The organism is Pseudomonas sp. S10E 269 (assembly GCF_002798465.1).
Classification (GTDB): Bacteria; Pseudomonadota; Gammaproteobacteria; order Pseudomonadales; family Pseudomonadaceae; genus Aquipseudomonas; species Aquipseudomonas pergaminensis.
Genome location: NZ_PHIJ01000001.1, coordinates 2,830,092 through 2,847,683, shown reverse-complemented (window position 1 = coordinate 2,847,683; position 17,592 = coordinate 2,830,092). Strand labels below are relative to the sequence as shown.

Genomic DNA, 17,592 nt, shown 5'->3' with positions numbered 1-17,592 from the left:
TTTTTCCCGAGGTGTGTGCCGTTTGTATCGACCTAGACTTACGTCCAATGGGCACCCGCTGCCCAGGAGTCGACCATGAGGGACGATAACGACAAAAAAACTGCGGTCACTGTTATGAGTAAAGCTGATGCCTTCGCCCAGGCGGGGAAAACTGCTGTGTTGCAAAATATCCACGGCACCCTGCAATTCCTGCAACGCTTCCCGCCGTTCAACCAGATGGAAAATGCCCACCTGGCGTTTCTGGTGGAACAGTGCCAGTTACGCTTTTATGGCCCCGGCGACAGCATCCTCAAACCGTCGGGCGGGCCGGTTGAACACTTCTACATCGTCAAGCAGGGCCGCGTGGTGGGAGAGCGGCCGGACAGCGCCGAAACCACCTTTGAAATCACCACTGGCGAATGCTTTCCCCTGGCAGCCCTGCTAGGCGAGCGGGCGACCCGCACCGAACACAAGGCCGCCGAAGACACCTTCTGCCTGCAACTGAACAAGCCCGCCTTTATCAAGCTGTTCGCGCTTTCCAGCCCGTTTCGCGACTTTGCCTTGCGCGGCGTCAGCAGCCTGTTGGACCAGGTCAACCAGCAAGTCCAGCAAAAGGCAGTGGAAACCCTTGGCACTCAATACTCCCTGAACACTCGCCTCGGCGAGTTGGCCATGCGTCACCCGGTGACGTGCAGCCCAACCACACCGCTACGCGAAGCCGTCACGCTGATGCATGAGCAACAGGTGGGCAGCATTGTGATCGTCGACGAGCACAAGGCGCCCCTGGGAATTTTCACCCTGCGCGATCTGCGTCAGGTTGTGGCTGACGGCACCAGCGATTTCAACCAGGGTATCGAAGCCCATATGACCCAGGCGCCCTTCTTCCTCACCCCGGACCACAGCGCCTTCGACGCTGCGATCGCCATGACCGAACGGCATATCGCCCATGTGTGCCTGGTCAAGGACCAGCGCCTATGCGGCGTGGTGTCCGAGCGCGACCTGTTTTCCTTGCAACGGGTGGACCTGGTGCACCTGGCGCGTACCATCCGCAATGCACCGCGGGTCGACAACCTGGTGGCGATTCGCGGCGAGATCGGCCAGTTGGTCGAACGCATGCTGGCCCACGGCGCGTCGTCCACCCAGATCACCCACATTATTACGCTGCTCAACGATCACACCGTGTGCCGGGTGATCGAACTGACCCTCGCCGAAAAAGGCGACCCCGGCGTGCCGTTCAGTTGGCTGTGCTTTGGCAGCGAAGGCCGCCGCGAGCAGACGCTGTACACCGATCAGGACAACGGCATCCTGTTCGATGCCAAGGACGCCGCCGAAGCGGCCGAAATCCGTGGCCGTCTGTTGCCACTCGCGCAGCAGATCAACCAGAGCCTGGCGCTGTGCGGGTTCAGCCTGTGCAAGGGCAACATCATGGCCGGCAACCCGGAGTTGTGCTTGTCGCGGGCCGAATGGGCGCGGCGGTTCGCGGCGTTTATCCGCGAGGCGACGCCGGAAAACCTGCTGGGCTCCAGCATCTATTTCGATTTGCGTGTGGTGTGGGGCGATGAGCGCGGTTGCGAGCAATTGCGCCAAGGCATTCTCGACCAAGTGGCCGATAACCGATTGTTCCAACGCATGCTGGCCGAAAACGCGCTGCGTCAGCGACCACCCGTAGGGCGTTTTCGCGAGTTTGTGCTGACCCGCAACGGTGGTGAGAAAGCCACCCTCGACCTCAAGGTGCAGGGCCTTACGCCCTTTGTCGACGGCGCACGCCTGCTGGCCCTGGCCAATGGCATCCACGCCAACAACACCCTGGAGCGCCTGCGTCAGCTGGTGGTCAAGGAAGTGATCGAGCCCCTGGACGGCGCGGCCTACGAAGAGGCCTACCACTTTATCCAGCAAACCCGCATGCAACAGCATCAGTTGCAGACCCGTGAGAACCAGCCCTATTCCAACCGTGTCGACCCGGAGAGCCTCAACCACTTGGACCGGCGCATCCTGCGTGAATCCCTGCGCCAGGCTCAGCGCCTGCAAAGCAGCCTGACATTGCGGTATCAGCTGTGAGTTTGTTCGGCTGGCTGCGTACGAAGAAGCCCGGGCTCGACAGCAGTCAGCAACAGCGCCTGGAGCAACTGCGCCAACCCTCGCCATTGGGCGACCAACCGTTACGCAGCCAACGCTGGGTCGTGCTGGACCTGGAAACCAGCGGCCTCAACCTCAACCGAGACCAAGTGCTGTCCATCGGTGCGGTGGTGATCGAGGACGGCGCGGTGGACTTTTCGCAGATGTTCGAGCGCACCCTGCAACGGGTCGAAACAAAACTCAGCCCCAGCGTGTTGATCCACGGCCTCGGCCCCAGTGCGATCGCCGCCGGCAGCGATCCGGTCGACGCGTTACTAGACTTCATGGACTTTGTGGGCGACAGCCCATTGCTCGCCTTCCATGCGCCATTCGATCAACACATGCTGTGTCGGGCGCTCAAGGACAGCCTGGGTTACCGCCTGGCCCATCCGTTTCTTGACGTTGCAGACATCGCCCCTCTGCTCTGCCCGGATGCGCATATCCGTGAAGCCGGGTTGGACGATTGGATCAACCACTTCCATCTGCACGTAGGCGAGCGCCATCACGCCAGCGCCGATGCCCTGGCCACGGCGGAGCTGATGCTGATCCTGTTCAGCCGCGCGCGCCAGCAACGCATCGACACGCCACAGGCGTTGCAAGAGCGTTTGAGCCAATGGAAACGGCGTCAACACGCGCCATCGTTTTAATGTCATCTCCCGACAGACGCCAATTGCGCCCACTCCACGGCTCTGACACAATCGCGAATAATTCTCGTTAGTTTAAACATCGCGTTTACTAGGTGATGCCTTGTCGTCGATCCAGAACCCACACAGTGAGCTTGTTGGCGCGTTGTATCGCGACCATCGTGGCTGGCTGCTGGCCTGGCTTCGACGCAACGTCGCCTGCCCGAGCCGCGCCGAGGACCTGAGCCAGGACACCTTCATGCGCCTGCTGGGCCGTGACGAGTTGCGCGAACCCCGCGAGCCACGGGCCTTCCTGGTAGCCATCGCCAAGGGCTTGTTGTTCGACTACTTCCGCCGCGCCGCCCTGGAACAGGCCTACCTCACCGAGCTGATGCTGATCCCGGAAAGCGAACACCCTTCGCCGGAAGAACAGCAACTGATCCTCGAAGACCTCAAGGCCATCGACCGCCTGCTCGGCAAGCTGTCGAGCAAGGCCCGCACTGCCTTCCTCTACAGCCGCCTCGACGGCCTGGGCCATGCAGAAATCGCGCAACGCCTTGGCGTGTCGGTGCCCCGTGTGCGCCAGTACCTGGCCCAGGGCATTCGCCAGTGCTATATCGCCCTGTATGGCGAGCCGCAGTGACGGTGATCAGTTCCAAACCGGTCTCGGCCCGCGTGCTTGATGCCGCGATTGCCTGGCAATTGTCCCTCGACTCGGGCGACGGCAGCCTGGTGGAGCGCGAAGAGTTCGACAAATGGCTGGCCAGTGATGAAGAGCACGCACGCGCATGGCGCCAGTTGGGCATGCTCGACCAGCGTTTCAGCGTGGCCTCGGGCCCCGCACGGGCGGCACTGTTGCAATCGCGCGAAGGCATTCGCCAGCGCGTGCGCAAGCTGGGCAGCGGCCTGGCGAGCATTGCACTGGTCGTCGGCCTGGCGTTGTTTGCCGGTGAGCGCTTTGTGCCGATCCACTATTGGCTGGCCGACCAACGCACCGCCACCGGCGAGCAGCGCACGCTGAAGCTGGCGGATGGCACGCTGATCAACCTCAACACCCACAGCGCCATCGACGTGCGTTTTGACGAAAAACGCCGGCTGATCGTGTTGCAGGAAGGCGAGATTCTGGTCGAGACCGGCCACAACGACGCACGCCCCTTTTATGTACAGACCCGCCACGGCAGCCTGCGCGCATTGGGCACGCGGTTTATCGTCAAGCGTGAAGACGACGCGACGCGCTTGAGCGTGCTGCAATCGGCGGTGGCCGCGCGGCCCGAGGCGCTGCAACAGGAACAGGTCTTCAAGGAAGGCCAGCAAGTGCTGATGCGCAGCGGCGGCCTCGGCCCGCTGCTGGCCGTTACCCCGGCCACTGACGCCTGGACCCGCGGCATGCTGGTGGTGGACAACGCCCGCCTGGGCGATGTGGTCGAGGAGCTGAGCCGCTACCGCACCGGCTACCTGGGCGTGGATAAAAACGTGGCCGACCTGCGCATTACCGGCAGCTTCCCACTGCACGACACCACCTTGGCACTCAATGCACTGCTGCCGACCTTGCCGGTGCAGATTGAGCAGCACACGCCGTGGTGGGTGACGGTTAAGGGCAAGCCTTAGGTTTGGCGGTGCCTTGGCTATCGCTTTCGCAGGCAAGCCAGCTCCCACACTTGACCGCGTTCCACCTGAAAAAACTCGGTCGAATGTGGGAGCCGGGCTTGCCCGCGAAGAGGCCCGCAAGCACACCTTAACGCCCAGGGAAAAATATTTTCATCCTGCCCTATCACTTTTCGATTCTCGTTCGGCACCTAGGCAATTGCGAAATATTTCCATTCAGGAGCCGCCTTATGTCCCGCACGCTAGACACCCTGTTGCGCCCCAGCCTGTTAGCCATGGCCATTGCCCTCAGCGCCCCGCTGGCCAGCACCTCGCTGATCGCCGCCGAACAGGCCTCCAGCGTGCGCACCTACAACCTGCCGGCGGCACCGTTGGCCACGACCCTCAACCAGATCGCCAGCCAGGGCGGCCTGGCGCTGACCCTCACCCCGGCGCTCGCCGCGGGCAAGACCTCGGCGCCGGTCCAAGGCCAGTTCGATGCGCCGGGTGCGCTGCGTGAAGCGTTGCGTGGTACCGGGTTGCAGTTGGAGCAGAGCAGTGCGGGGACTTATACCTTGGTGGCGGTGCCCGATGGCGTGATGGCACTGCCGGTCACCAACATCACAGGTCAGGACGGCGACCAGGAAAGTGCCTGGGGCCCGGTGCACGGTTACCTGGCTACGCGCACCGCCGCGGGCACCAAGACTGACACCGCGCTGGTCGAGGCACCACGCTCGATCTCCGTAGCCACCCGCGAACAGATGCAGGACCGCAACGTCCAGAACCTGGATGACGCCGTCAAATACATGCCTGGCATTGTCTCCGCCAGCTACGGCAGCGACACCCGCTACGATTGGATGCGTGTGCGCGGCTTCGAACCGACCCAGTTCCTCGACGGCCTGCCACTGCCGCGTGGCGTGTATGCCAACCCGAAAGCCGAGACCTGGAACCTCGATCGCCTCGCCCTGCTGCGCGGCCCAGCCTCGTCGATCTACGGTCAGACCCCACCGGGTGGCTTGCTGGACATGGTCAGCCGCCGTCCCAGTGCTGAGTCGAGCAATGCCGTCCAGGTGCAATACGGCAGCAACAACTATCGCCAGATCAACTTTGCCAGCACCGGTAAGATCGATGACGAAGGCCAGTTCCTCTACGGCCTCAGCGGGGTGGTGCGCGACGCCGGTACCCAAGTCGACCATATCGACAACAAGCGCTACAACATCGCGCCGAGCCTGACCTGGAACATCGACCCGGATACCAAACTGACCTTCCTGTCGCAGTTCACCCGCGACGATACGGGCACCACCAGCCAGTTCATGCCGATCCAGGGCACCAAGATCAAATCACCGCTGGGCGACGTTTCCCACCACAAGAACCTGGGCGACCCGGACTACGAGTTCTACGACCGCACTTACTACGCGCTGGGTTATGCGTTCGAACACCGCTTCAACGATACGTGGCAGTTCAAGCAGAACCTGCGCTACACCAAGTCGGAGTTGGACTTCCAGCAATTGACCGTGGGCTCCTATGCATTCTCCCCAGCCAATGCGGCGGGCGATATCTCCCGGTCGACCACCAACGTGAATGAAAGCATCGGCCAGTTCGCGGTGGACAACAACTTCCAGGCTGACTTTGCCACTGGCGACATCACCCACACCTTGCTGCTCGGCCTGGATCACCAACGCACCGATACCACCTATCGCGCAATCTACGGCACCGCATCGAATATCAACATCTTCAACCCGGTCAACACTCAGCCGACATTGCGCCCAACCGGCGTTCGTCCTTTTTACGACTACAACCAGAAAACCGTTCAAACCGGCCTCTACGCGCAAGACCAGATGGCCCTGGACAACTGGCGTCTGACCCTGGGCGGGCGTGAAGACTGGGTGCATCAGGGCACCACCTACTTCAACGACAACGACGCGACCAACACTGACCGCATCAAACACTTCAGTGGCAACGCAGCCCTGAGCTACGTGTTCGACTCGGGCTTCGTACCGTACTTGTCCTACGCCGAATCATTCCAGCCAGCGAGCAACGCCGATACCAACGCCACCAAGACGTTCAAACCGACAGAGGGCAAGCAGTGGGAAATGGGCGTCAAGTACCAGCCGCCCGGCTCCAATACGCTGCTGAGTGCGGCAGTCTATGACCTGACCCAGAAGAATGTGCAGGTGACCACCCTCGGCGCCGGGGGCCAGCAGATCAACAGCCAGACCGGCGAAGTGAAGGTCAAGGGCCTGGAGCTGGAAGCCGTGTCTGACGTGACCGAGAACCTCAAGGTCATCGCCGCCTACACCCTGGCGAAATCCGAGGTGCAAAAAGGCATCTACAAAGGCAACCGCCTGACCTTGATGCCCAACCAGCAAGCGTCGCTGTGGACCGACTACACCTGGCACACCGGTGTTCTGGATGGCTTCGGCATCGGCTTCGGCGCACGCTACACCGGCAACACCTACGGCGACCAGGCCAACACCTGGCTGGGCAAGGCCAATGCCTACACCGTGTTTGACGGTGCCGTGCACTACGACCTGGGCCGCCTGGACAACAGCCTGAAGGGCGCTTCGGTGAAGTTGAACGCCACCAACCTGTTCAACAAGGACTACCTGTCTACCTGTGATGGCAACTACTGCTACTTCGGCGACCAACGCAGCGTCGTCGCCAGCGCCACCTACCAGTGGTAATCGGCTGAGTTAACCGCCAGGCCGCCCCAGTGGGCGGCTTTGGTGTGTCTGAAGGTTGAAAAAAATGAAAAGCAAAACCATCCGCCGCTGGTCCTTCATCCACACCTGGACCAGCCTGATCTGCACGGTATTCCTGCTGCTGCTCGCCCTCACTGGCCTGCCACTGGTGTTTCACCACGAGATCGACCACCTACTGGGCAACGAGCCGGAGTTGGCGCAGATGCCTGCCGACACGCCACAGCTCAACCTGGAACAACTGGTGGCCAAGGCTCAGGCCCATCGTCCTGGCGAAGCCATGCAGTACCTGGCGTGGGATGAAGATGACAAGAACGGCGTGATCGCGATCATGGCCGCCACCGCCGGCACCGAACCCAACTCGTCCCACACCTTCATGCTCGACGCGCGCACGGGTGAAGCCGTGGAGACCCCAGCGGCGAACGGCGGCTTAACCCTGTTCCTGCTGCGCCTGCATGTGGACATGTTCGCCGGCCTGCCGGGCAAGCTGTTGCTGGCGTTCATGGGCATTTTGTTTGTGCTGGCGATCATCTCGGGCACGGTGTTGTACCTGCCCTTCATGCGGCGCTTGACGTTCGCCACTGTGCGCCAGGACAAATCCAGCCGCCTGCGCTGGCTCGACCTGCATAACCTCATCGGCGTGGTCACACTGACGTGGGCGCTGGTGGTGGGCGTGACCGGCGTGATCAGCGCCTGCGCCGACCTGATCATCGCCGCCTGGCGCCAGGACAGCCTCAGCGCGATGATCGAACCTTACAAAAACGCCCCGCCACTGACCCAACGTGCGCCAGCCACCGAGCTGTTGGCGATTGCCGCCAAGGCCGCACCCGGTATGGCACCGGACTTCATCGCCTTCCCCGGCACGCGCTTTTCCAGCGAGCACCATTACGCCGTGTTCATGAAGGGCAGCACCCACCTGACCTCGCACCTGCTCACGCCGGTGCTGATCGACGCCAGCACCCTGGCCGTCACCGCCATCGCCGAACGGCCGTGGTACATGGACGCCATGGGCATGTCCCAACCGCTGCATTTTGGCGACTACGGCGGCATGCCGATGAAGATCCTGTGGGCGGCGCTGGATGTGCTGACCATCATCGTGCTGGTCAGTGGGATTTACTTGTGGATCGTGCGGCGCAAGGCGGGCAAGGCATGAAGCCCAGGCAATCGAATTTCTGGAAGGTGTTTGGTGTGCCGCTGGTGATTGGCCTGCTCAGCGCCGCCGGGTTGTTTGCGGCATTGCTCGGCGATGGGCTGTGGGATTCGCTCAGTTGGCTCGGGTTAGGCATTCCCGCTGCAATTGGCACTTGGGCCTTGCTCAAACGGTGAGATAGATTAGCCCAGCCCTTTCTTGAGGAATGCCCATGTCCGCTCCCAGCATGACCTTGTTCCACAACCCCGCTTCACCGTTCGTTCGTAAGGTTCGCGTGTTGCTGGCTGAAACCGGCCAGCAGGACCGCGTCGCCCTGCACGGCTGCATGCCGACCCCGGTCAACCCGGATGCGCAGGTGGTGCAAGGCAACCCCGTGGGCAAGATCCCGGCCCTGCGCCTGGCCGACGGCACGGTGCTGCACGACAGCCGGGTGATCCTCGATTACTTCGACCACCAGCACGTCGGCAACCCGCTGATCCCGCGCGACGGCTCGGCCCGCTGGCGCCGCCTGACCCTGGCCTCGATGGCCGACGGCATCATGGATGCCGCCGTGCTGGTGCGCTACGAGACCGCCCTGCGCCCGGCGGAAAAGCAATGGGACCAATGGCTGGACGAGCAGCGCAACAAGATCCGCCGCAGCCTCGCCGAATTGGAAGCGGATGCGATTGCCGAACTGACCAGCCACTTCGACATCGCCGCCATCAGCGTGGCCTGCGCCTTGGGTTACCTGGACTTCCGTCATCCGGATATGCAATGGCGCCTGGCTAACCCGAAGCTTGCCGCCTGGTATGCCGAGGTCAGCCAGCGGCCTTCGATGCTGGAAACCCAGCCGCCCGTGTGACGTTCACACCGACCCAATGTGGGAGTGGGCTTGCCCGCGATCGCGGTATGTCATTCAGCACATCTGTTTCTGAACCACCGCTATCGCGGGCAAGCCCACTCCCACATTGGACGGTGGTGGTATTGAGGAACGTAACGATCCTTGAGGCTAAATGCGCCCCCACTTGCTGGTCCTCCCGCAACCCGATCATTGCACCGCCTCCAGGTCAAACGACATCGGCTCAGCCGCCTTGCGCTTGCCCACGCCATACCAATCCAACTTACGCGTCAGCACCATCACCGTGCCCAGCAGGCCAAACAGCAGCAGCGAGCCCATCAGCAACGCGTAATCCTCGGCACTCAGCAGGCCGTACAACAAGCCATACAGCGCCGCCAACCCCGCTGAAAACCCCAGGCCGTGAGCGACGCTGCGCAGCACATGGCACACGTAGAAGCCAATCAACAACACGCAGGCGCTGGCAGAGATGAGATAAGCCAGCGCGAACCCAATGTGCTCGGACAACGACAGCAACAGCAGGTAGAAAAACGCCAGCGCAAACCCCACCAACGCGTACTGCACCGGATGCACTGCCAGGCTCTTGAGTACTTCGAACAGGAAGAAGCCGGCGAAGGTCAGGGCGATGAAGAGCAGCGCGTATTTGATCGCACGGTCGCTCTTGAGGTACTGGTCCACCGGATCGATGAAGTTCACGCCGAAGCTGCGGTTGTTGAAGTCTTCACAGCCCTGCTTGTCCAGGCAGGTTTGCAGCGCTTGCTCAAGGTTGGTGGAGAAGAACGAGGTCTGCCAGTTGGCGCTGAAGCCCTTGTCGGTAATCTCGCGTTGTGCCGGCAGGAAATTGCCGATGAAGCTGGGATGTGGCCAGTTGGAAGCGAGTGACACCTGGCTGGTCTTGCCCACCGGCACCACTTGCAGTTGCTCGGTGCCTTGCAGGCGCAGGTCGAAAGCAAAGTTCACGACGTTGGGCTTTTTGCTGTCGTGCTCCGGCAGTGTCACGTGCACGCCTTCGCCCAGCCAGTCCACCTGGGAGCCGGGTTCGAACTCCAATTGCTGGCTGCCCAGCTCCAGCTTCAGCGCGTTTTCGATGCCGCGAATATCGCTGATGCCCACCGCGAGAAATGCCGGCTCAAAGCGGTAATCGGCGAAGTCTTCGGTGATACCCAACTGCGCAGGCAATTCGAAATGCCCGCTGATGCGGTTGTCGGCATGGAACAGCCGCGCCTGGTAGATGCCCCGTGCGCGCAATTCGGTCTGCACCTTGCCGTCGAGTTCAAATCGGTCCGGCAGGAAATACAGACGACCGCGCTCTTCGCGGGTGACTTCGTAGCGTTTGTTGAGCTTTTCATTGAGCTTCCACTCGCGGACGGTCTTGCGATACGGCACTACCATCACCGGGCCGGTGAGGCGCTGGGCGTAGCTGGAGCTGCGGGCGATGTCCATCAATACGCCATCGCGCAGTTGCTGGCGGTCGCTGATAATGCCGTTGATCATCAGCAACGGAATCAGCAACAGCAGGATCAGCAGCGCAATCGCGCCAAGTTTGAAAAGCAGGCTGCGGTTCATGGGTCTCTCCCTGTTTTGATGGGGAGAGTCTGGGCAGACTATGTGGGGGATTTATGTGGGCAATGTGGAGACTGTGTGGAGATGCAGCACCGCCTGCACGCCGCCGTCGACATTGCCGATCTGCAATGCGCCGCCGTGCAGCTTCATCACTTCCTCGACAAAGTTGAGGCCCAGGCCGGTGCTTTTGCGCCCACTGGCCGGGCGTGGCAGCGAGTAGAAACGCTCGCTCAGGCGTGGCAGGGCGTAGTCGGGAATCGGCGTGGCCTGGTTGAACAGGCTCACCTGCACGTCGTTGTGTCGCGTCTGCGCGCTGAACCTCAGCAGGCCGCCGGGCGGCGTGAAGTCCAGTGCATTGTCCAGCAGGTTGCCCAGTGCCTGACGCAGCAGAAAGGGTTCGCCATACACGTTTACATCCGCCGCAATCGTCTGCTCGACGCGCAACCCGGCGCCTTCGATACGGGCACACTGGGCCTTGAGTACCTCATCGACCATGGCCGCCAGTGCAATACTGGCCTGCTCTTCCAGGCCCTGGCGTTGTTCGACCTGCGCCAGGTTCAGCAGGCGCTCGATCAACTGCTGCAGGCGCGCACTTTCGCTGTCGATATTGCCGACGAAGCGCTGCTGCTGCTCACGGGTCATATCGCCCTGCAACAGCTCGGCCGCACCGCGTATCGCCGCCAGCGGGCTCTTCAATTCATGGGTCAGGGTGTGCACGTAGCGCTCGACGTAAGCCTTGCCTTCCAACTGCGTGCGCATGTGCTCGACGGCAGTAGAGAGCTGCTTGAGTTCGCCGCCACGGTAATGGGGCAACTCGGCACGCCGGCCTTCGCTCACCGCTTCGGCGTAGGCCGTCAGCCGCCTAAGGGCAACGCTCAGCCACCACGACAATACCGCGCCAAGCAACAGGCCAAGAATCACCAAGCCAGCGCCGTACCACAGCAAGCGCCGCTCAGTGCGGTCGACATACGGCTGCAATGAGCTGTTCGGCTTGGCCACGGTGACCACGCCAATGATCTGGCCGTTGTCACGGATCGGCGCGCCCACGTGCATTACCGACGAAGCAGGGTCGTCCAGTTCGCTGCGGGTGGAACGCGCACCGTATTCACCGCGCAGGGTCAGGTACACATCGTTCCACTTGGAATAGTCTTGCCCCACCGCTTCGCCCGTGGAATCGAGCAACACGGTGCCCTTGGCGTCGGTCACGTAGATGCGATGGTTGACCTGGTTTTTCGGCAGCCCCCAGATGGTCGCGCCCGGCTGGCGATTGCCGTAGGCCTTGAGCAACTCCGGCCAGTGGCTTTGGCCGAGGGTGCCGTTCTTTACGTCGTCGCGCAGGATCTCGGCCAGCAGGTTGGCGGTGTCCACCAGGGTTTCTTCGGTGGACTGGCGCACGCCGGGGCGGATTTCCTTCATCACGGTGCTGAGCACAAAGTAGCCGGTCAGGCCGATAAACAGCGCGTACACCAGGAAGATCCGCAGCCCCAGGCGCATCAGCTATTGCTCGGGCTGTAGCTGTAGCCGAGGCCGCGGTGAGTCTCGATCGGCTCGGCCTCGGCGGCCACGCTGCGTAATTTGCTGCGCAGGCTTTTGATGTGGCTGTCGATATTGCGCTCGTAGCCGGCATCCGCCGCCACGCCTACCGCGTCCAGGAGTTGCTCGCGGCTGAACACGCGCTCGGGCTGTTCCAACAGGCTTTGCAGTAAACGGAATTCATGGCGCGTGAGGCTCAACGGCTGGCCGCGATAGCTGATCTGCATGCGTTCCAGGTCAACCTGGAACAGCGCCGGCGCAGCACCGGGGCCAATCCGCTTGAGGATCGCCCTGACCCGCGCCGTCACTTCCCGTGGGCTGAAGGGCTTGACCACATAATCGTCGGCGCCGATCTCCAGCCCCACCACGCGGTCGATCTCACCATCCCGGGCACTGAGGAACATCACCGGCACTTCGCTGAACCGGCGCAGTTGCTTGCAGGTTTCAAACCCGGTGATATCTGGCAGGCCGATGTCGAGGATGATCAGGTCGGCAGGCGTCTGGCGCTGATGGGCCAGCGCCTCCTGGCCGAGGCTCAGCCAGGTGGTGGTGAAGCCCTCGCCTTGCAGGGCGAATATCAGTGTGTCGGCTATTGCCGCTTCGTCTTCGACAATCAGGATATGCGCCATGGTGGTTCGTCAGCAGTCCGGTTTGTCGGCAGTGTAACGACGCGCCGGGTTCACCGCCGCGCCAAATTCACGCAGGGCCTTGGCGCCGATCAACAAGGGGTAGTTGAAGCTGCTGCGGTCGGTGAGGTTGACCTCGACAGTGCGCTTGACGTTGCCCAGGCACATTTCCAGGTCGACCACCGGACGCTTGGCCACGGACGGCTCGTCCTTGTCGTCGTCTTCGTCGGCGCGGCTCTTGATCTTGCTGATGCGCGACACTTTGTGTTCATAGACTTTATTGGACGCGTCCTTGCCGCCGAGGCGGAAGCGCACCCAATCGTCGCCATCACGGGTGAAGGTCTCGATGTCACGGGCCGACAGCGAGGCAGTCAGCGCGCCGGTGTCCATCTTGGCCTTGAAGGTTTCACCGATCTCCGGCAGTTGGATGTATTCGTAGCGACCGTACAGGGTCGGCTCGGCGGCCATGACAGGCAAGGCAGCCAGGGCGAGGGAGGCAAGGAGCAGTTTCACGAAGTGATTTCCTCGGAAAGAAGTAGGCGGATTCTAGACCGCAAAGGCAGCACTTAGTTAGCTCGCTCCAGCATAACCGGCACATTGTGAAACATTCGTCCGGCGAATTCGGATTTGGCCTCTAGACTCACCTCTCTTATCATGGCCCGCCCACAGGACTCCAAGAGTTACTTATGCGCCGCCTGCTCACCGGCTGTTTCGTCACACTGCTGCTATTGCTCAACACCCTGGTGCTGTTCGGCCCGTTGATGGTGTTTGCCCTGCTCAAGCTGGTGGCCCCCGGTCGCTTGCGTGACTACATGTCGTGGGCGGTGATGTGGATCGCCGAGACCTGGGCCGAGATCGACAAGCTGATTTTCTCGCTGTGCATCCCCACCCGCTGGGATATTCGCGGCGGCGACGATTTGCGCGGTGACACCAGCTACCTGGTGATCAGCAACCACCAATCCTGGGTGGATATCCCGGCGCTGATCCAGGCCCTCAACCGGCGCACGCCGTTCTTCAAATTCTTCCTGAAAAAAGAGCTGATCTGGGTGCCCTTCCTGGGCCTGGCGTGGTGGGCGCTGGATTACCCGTTCATGAAGCGCTACACCAAGGCGTTCCTGGCCAAGCACCCGGAACTGGCGGGGCAGGATTTGAAGATCACCAAAGAGGCCTGCGAGCTGTTCAAGCGCCAGCCGGTGACGGTGGTCAATTACCTGGAGGGTACGCGGTTCACCGAAGGCAAACGCAAGCAGCAGGACTCACCGTTCACGCGCCTGCTCAAGCCCAAGGCCGGTGGCGTAGCATTCGTGCTGGCGGCGATGGGTGAACAACTGGACGCGGTGCTCGACGTGACGGTGGTCTACCCGCAAGACAGGATTCCGGGGTTCTGGGATTTGATCTGCGGATCGGTACCGACGGTGATCATTGATATCCGTACCCGCGAGCTGGACCCCGCGTTGTGGCAAGGGGATTACGAGAACGATCCGGCATTTCGCCAGACCGTCCAGAACTGGGTCAACCAGCTCTGGACGGAGAAGGACGCGCGCATCGAACAACTGCGCGCGGAGCGTCCTTAACTGCCGGTGCCCCAGGCCTGGGCCAGCTTGCCCAGCACCGAGCTGCTGGCACCCTGGCCGCCCAGGTATTGCAGGATCACCGGGGCAAACTGGCCGACCATGCCACTGTCCATGCCCAAGGCGCTGAACGCGGTGTTCAGGTCGTTGGTGTTCTTCACATTGCCCAGCAGGCCGTCGAGGCCGCTGGTCTTGCTGCCGCCGGTCTGGCCGAGCATCCCGCTCAAGGCCCCGAGGCTACCCAACGCATTGTTGCCCGACAGCTGGTCGAGCCCCGGCACGCTATTGCCCAGCTGCGAATAGTCGTTGCCGCTCAGTTTGTTCTTGGCCAGGCCCAGCATGGCGCCCGTACCGCCCACCGCTTGTTCGGGCGTGATATTCAGTTGCGAGGTCAGGGCGCTCAACAACCCGGCCGTCTCGGACGACGGTGCGGCTGCAGCGGCCTTGTTGTTGCCACCCTGCATACCGGAAATGGCATTGGCCGCGTCGCCAAGGCTGAACCCTGCGGCGAACACCGGGCCGGCCGCCAGGGTCATCAGGCAGGAAAGGGCGAAACCGCGTGAAATCTTCATCGAAACAACCTCTGGGTGTAGGGGTGAAAGCAGGCGTTTGACTGGGGATCCGGCACATTGTTCCGGGTCGGCCGAGGAACCCAATCGGCATATCAGAGTCCATGAAATGACTTCAAGACTTGCCAGGAATAGCCATATGAGCGCCACCCGTCCCCAAGTAATTGAGCAAAAGCCGCCTTTCTGGAACCGTCCACGCGTGTTCATCGGCGTCTGCGTGGCCATCGTCGCCGGCCTCGGCGGCGCGTTCTACACCCAGGACAACGTCAATTCCGCCGCCACCCTGGTGACCACCGCCCAGCAACCCGCGGCGCAGATTATGGCGCACAACGATTACCTCGAAGTAGAGCCGATCGCCACGGCAGCAGTTGAGCCGGATCGCAGCCTGGAACTGTGGGCCATGCCCGACGGCAGCGCACCGGTGTCGCTTGGGCTATTGCCGGAGGATGGCAAAGGCATCATCGGACTCAACCCCCGCCAGCAGGAAAGCATCAGCAAGCCGGTGGAGCTGATGGTGAGTTCGGAGACCAAGGGTGGTTCCATCAGCAAACAGCCGACGGGGCCGACCGTCTACCAAGGCGCACTGGCCACACGCTGATCCCCCAAACACCACAAACCCATGTGGGAGGGGGCTTGCTCCCGATAGCTGTAGTTCAGTCACAACTTTACTGACTGAGCCACCGCCATCGGAGCCCCCTCCCACATTGATATTCAGTGCCTGGGTGACTTGCTCTTGGCAAGGGATGGCGCTTTATAGTTCGGCCGTCGTCCACATGGCGACACGGGTTTGGCGACCCGGTGAATGGTGCAAAAGCTTCTGCTTTTTTGCAGGCCCTTTTGCGTCCGCAATAGCCGCTTTCGTGGTGGCTGTGCGCGGGAGACCTTCGGGTCTGCCGGTTCTATTCCCGGTTCGCCAACCTGCGTACAGCTGCCACCCAATTCGTTTGGCGACAAATATGTGTGTAGCCCACTTCTACTTGAATGGGTTCAAAACATGAACCGATACATGCCGCTCACCGGCCACGACAGCGCCACCCCATCCCTGCACACCGACACCCTCGTCCCCCAGGACTTCGACCTGCTATGCGCCATTGCGCTGTGCGACGGCTGCGATTTGCTCGATGTCATCAGCCGGCGATTGCAGGCTTAAAAATTGCCGCAAAAAGGGCGATGCCCTGTCGCCCTTTCTGTACCTGCGTATGCAATTTCTGGCAGCTTCAAATATACCGACTTTCATATAAAACGAATTTTTCATACCGAATAATTATAAATTACTGTCATTTCTAACAGTATCCCACGCTAGCAAGCCGTCTTAGCATTCAGACGTCACCTCACAATTCAATTAAGGATCAGATATGAATTATCAATTCGCCGTAGGAATGCTGGCTGCTTGTGTATTGGCCGGGGGCGCTCATGCAGCTGATATCAAGGACTGCCCGGCACCTAGCACCATTAAATCTGAAGCATTCCAAGAAACCATCCAAGGTAATAGGGTCGACGGTTTCAAATACACCGCCGAGAGCGGTGGTAAGAAGTGGACGGGCCAAACAGGTAACACTAAACATGATTACCTGGAACGTAAATATGAACTCGAAGCAGAGACGATCAATGTAGTGAATGGAAAGCTGCGCTGTGACTACGGCGGCAAAACGCTGATAGAAAATGGTGAAACTGCAGTTCCTAATCTAAGACTCACAGCAACGCAATAATTAATAAGGGCGACTTTGCGGTCGCCCTTCCCGCAACCCACAGGAGGCGGGTAATGAGAAGCTCACTACTTGCAGGTATGTTGGCCACGATGGCCCTGATGAACACTGTCGGTGCAGCGACCTCCACCTGTCCCTCGATCCAAGCCATCAAACAAACGGAGATGATCAATGGCGGTTACCGCTATGAGGCGTCACAACCTGATGGACGGGCCTGGATAGGTGAAAACCCGTTGGCTGCCGCTTCGTACTTGAATGATTCGACCTTTCACGATGCCCGGTACGATGCAAACAACAAAACCGTCACCTGCACCTATAAGGGCCCCATGAATAACGACGCGAGCTTTTCGGTCACGCTCAAACCTGTGTCTGCCTGGAACCTTATCCCTCCTATTGGCGAGTGGAAAGGCACGTATTGCGAAGCCCTGGCAATTTCCAAGTGCTCATTTACGCATCAGTAAAAACGTCACCCGAATCATTCCGACCGTTCACGTTCACAAATCCTCAGCCAGCCGTCGACGTTCTTGCGGAACTGTGGGCCCGGCACGGCCCACCCAAGGCAGCCTTCTCACGATTTTCGACGCGAAGGTTCAGCCACAAACAAAGGAACTGTGACGACATGATCGGATTGATACCCAATATTTTTGCTGCCGCTACCGCACTCAACCTTCTCGATCTTCGCAGGCCACACCAGGCCTCATCGGGCCAGGCCATCGACATCGGCCAATGCCCAGCCGTCAGCGACATCCACTCCAAACCCTACACGGACCCTGACCTGCCACCGCCCTACGGCGAAGGCTATAAATACTCGGCCCACGCCAGGGGCAGGACATGGAAGGGCCAGACAGCCGGAACAGATGACGATTATCTAGCCCCCAGGTACGCACTCAAGGCAGAGACCATCACCCAGACAGAGGGAAGGCTACGTTGTGACTATGGCGGAAAGACTGTCGTTGAAGAGGGTGTAACAGCCACTCCCTACCTGCGGCTCAACTCACAATAAATAATAAGGGCGACCCTGGGGTCGCCCTTATTTTGC

General features: G+C 60.9%; 19 protein-coding genes. 14 read left to right on the top strand and 5 right to left on the bottom strand.

Annotated features, from left to right (window positions below; translation table 11 throughout):
- Positions 1 to 114: 114 nt before the first annotated feature.
- The 8 genes from CWC48_RS13150 (at position 115) to CWC48_RS13120 (ending at position 8,991) form a co-directional block, all read left to right on the top strand.
- A complete protein-coding gene (locus CWC48_RS13150) occupies positions 115 to 2,037 on the top strand; it encodes a putative nucleotidyltransferase substrate binding domain-containing protein (RefSeq protein ID WP_177409487.1) in 1,923 nt (640 codons plus the stop codon).
- The gene (locus tag CWC48_RS13145; RefSeq protein WP_100491996.1) at positions 2,034 to 2,741 is read left to right on the top strand and encodes a PolC-type DNA polymerase III; all 708 of its coding nucleotides are present in this window, start codon (positions 2,034 to 2,036) and stop codon (positions 2,739 to 2,741) included. Before CWC48_RS13150 ends, CWC48_RS13145 begins: the two co-directional genes overlap by 4 nt.
- Before the next feature lie 100 nt (positions 2,742 to 2,841).
- A complete protein-coding gene (locus CWC48_RS13140; protein WP_100491995.1) occupies positions 2,842 to 3,360 on the top strand; it encodes an RNA polymerase sigma factor in 519 nt (172 codons plus the stop codon).
- Positions 3,357 to 4,325, top strand: coding sequence for a FecR domain-containing protein (locus tag CWC48_RS13135; protein WP_100491994.1), 969 nt, complete (start codon positions 3,357 to 3,359; stop codon positions 4,323 to 4,325). The genes CWC48_RS13140 and CWC48_RS13135 overlap by 4 nt, the downstream gene beginning before the upstream one ends.
- 227 nt (positions 4,326 to 4,552) lie before the next feature.
- The gene (locus CWC48_RS13130) at positions 4,553 to 6,985 is read left to right on the top strand and encodes a TonB-dependent siderophore receptor (protein WP_100491993.1); all 2,433 of its coding nucleotides are present in this window, start codon (positions 4,553 to 4,555) and stop codon (positions 6,983 to 6,985) included.
- Between the two features lie 64 nt (positions 6,986 to 7,049).
- Complete coding sequence (locus tag CWC48_RS13125; RefSeq protein ID WP_100491992.1) at positions 7,050 to 8,153, top strand: PepSY domain-containing protein; 1,104 nt, start codon at positions 7,050 to 7,052, stop codon at positions 8,151 to 8,153.
- Positions 8,150 to 8,326: a hypothetical protein gene (locus tag CWC48_RS30355; protein ID WP_099493066.1), complete on the top strand. Its 177-nt coding sequence runs from the start codon at positions 8,150 to 8,152 to the stop codon at positions 8,324 to 8,326. Before CWC48_RS13125 ends, CWC48_RS30355 begins: the two co-directional genes overlap by 4 nt.
- Before the next feature lie 35 nt (positions 8,327 to 8,361).
- Positions 8,362 to 8,991, top strand: a complete 630-nt coding sequence (locus CWC48_RS13120) for a glutathione S-transferase family protein (protein ID WP_078050466.1) — start codon at positions 8,362 to 8,364, stop codon at positions 8,989 to 8,991.
- Between the two features lie 186 nt (positions 8,992 to 9,177).
- Here the strand turns inward: CWC48_RS13120 and creD are convergent, their stop codons facing one another.
- From creD to CWC48_RS13100, 4 genes are read right to left on the bottom strand one after another with little or no spacing between them, the layout of a single operon-like run.
- Positions 9,178 to 10,551 (bottom strand): cell envelope integrity protein CreD, encoded by a 1,374-nt coding sequence (gene creD, locus CWC48_RS13115; protein WP_099493067.1) that lies wholly within the window; start codon positions 10,549 to 10,551, stop codon positions 9,178 to 9,180.
- 51 nt (positions 10,552 to 10,602) lie between these two features.
- On the bottom strand, positions 10,603 to 12,042 hold the full coding sequence (creC, locus tag CWC48_RS13110) for a two-component system sensor histidine kinase CreC (protein WP_100491991.1): 1,440 nt from the start codon (positions 12,040 to 12,042) through the stop codon (positions 10,603 to 10,605).
- On the bottom strand, positions 12,042 to 12,710 hold the full coding sequence (creB, locus tag CWC48_RS13105) for a two-component system response regulator CreB (protein WP_100491990.1): 669 nt from the start codon (positions 12,708 to 12,710) through the stop codon (positions 12,042 to 12,044). The genes creC and creB overlap by 1 nt, the downstream gene beginning before the upstream one ends.
- A gap of 9 nt (positions 12,711 to 12,719) precedes the next feature.
- On the bottom strand, positions 12,720 to 13,220 hold the full coding sequence (locus CWC48_RS13100; protein ID WP_025858771.1) for an ATP-dependent zinc protease: 501 nt from the start codon (positions 13,218 to 13,220) through the stop codon (positions 12,720 to 12,722).
- Between the two features lie 173 nt (positions 13,221 to 13,393).
- On the opposite strand from CWC48_RS13100, the gene CWC48_RS13095 reads away from it, so the two are divergent.
- The gene (locus CWC48_RS13095) at positions 13,394 to 14,281 is read left to right on the top strand and encodes an acyltransferase (RefSeq protein WP_078050470.1); all 888 of its coding nucleotides are present in this window, start codon (positions 13,394 to 13,396) and stop codon (positions 14,279 to 14,281) included.
- Here CWC48_RS13095 and CWC48_RS13090 read toward each other — a convergent pair.
- Positions 14,278 to 14,850 carry a DUF2780 domain-containing protein gene (locus CWC48_RS13090; protein ID WP_078050471.1) on the bottom strand — a complete coding sequence of 191 codons (573 nt, stop codon included), beginning with the start codon at positions 14,848 to 14,850 and terminating at the stop codon, positions 14,278 to 14,280. The two genes, CWC48_RS13095 and CWC48_RS13090, sit on opposite strands and share 4 nt — an antisense overlap.
- 136 nt (positions 14,851 to 14,986) lie before the next feature.
- Here CWC48_RS13090 and CWC48_RS13085 point away from each other — a divergent pair, with 136 nt between their 5' ends.
- The 5 genes from CWC48_RS13085 to CWC48_RS13070 all read left to right on the top strand — a co-directional run bounded on the left by CWC48_RS13085 (position 14,987) and on the right by CWC48_RS13070 (position 17,556).
- Complete coding sequence (locus CWC48_RS13085) at positions 14,987 to 15,445, top strand: anti-sigma factor domain-containing protein (RefSeq protein ID WP_078050472.1); 459 nt, start codon at positions 14,987 to 14,989, stop codon at positions 15,443 to 15,445.
- A 396-nt stretch (positions 15,446 to 15,841) separates the two neighbouring features.
- Positions 15,842 to 15,997 carry a hypothetical protein gene (locus tag CWC48_RS30350; protein ID WP_177409486.1) on the top strand — a complete coding sequence of 52 codons (156 nt, stop codon included), beginning with the start codon at positions 15,842 to 15,844 and terminating at the stop codon, positions 15,995 to 15,997.
- 205 nt (positions 15,998 to 16,202) lie between these two features.
- The gene (locus CWC48_RS13080; RefSeq protein ID WP_100491989.1) at positions 16,203 to 16,556 is read left to right on the top strand and encodes a hypothetical protein; all 354 of its coding nucleotides are present in this window, start codon (positions 16,203 to 16,205) and stop codon (positions 16,554 to 16,556) included.
- A gap of 53 nt (positions 16,557 to 16,609) precedes the next feature.
- Positions 16,610 to 17,014 carry a DUF3757 domain-containing protein gene (locus tag CWC48_RS13075; protein ID WP_100491988.1) on the top strand — a complete coding sequence of 135 codons (405 nt, stop codon included), beginning with the start codon at positions 16,610 to 16,612 and terminating at the stop codon, positions 17,012 to 17,014.
- Between the two features lie 158 nt (positions 17,015 to 17,172).
- Complete coding sequence (locus CWC48_RS13070; protein WP_100491987.1) at positions 17,173 to 17,556, top strand: hypothetical protein; 384 nt, start codon at positions 17,173 to 17,175, stop codon at positions 17,554 to 17,556.
- Positions 17,557 to 17,592 lie beyond the last annotated feature (36 nt).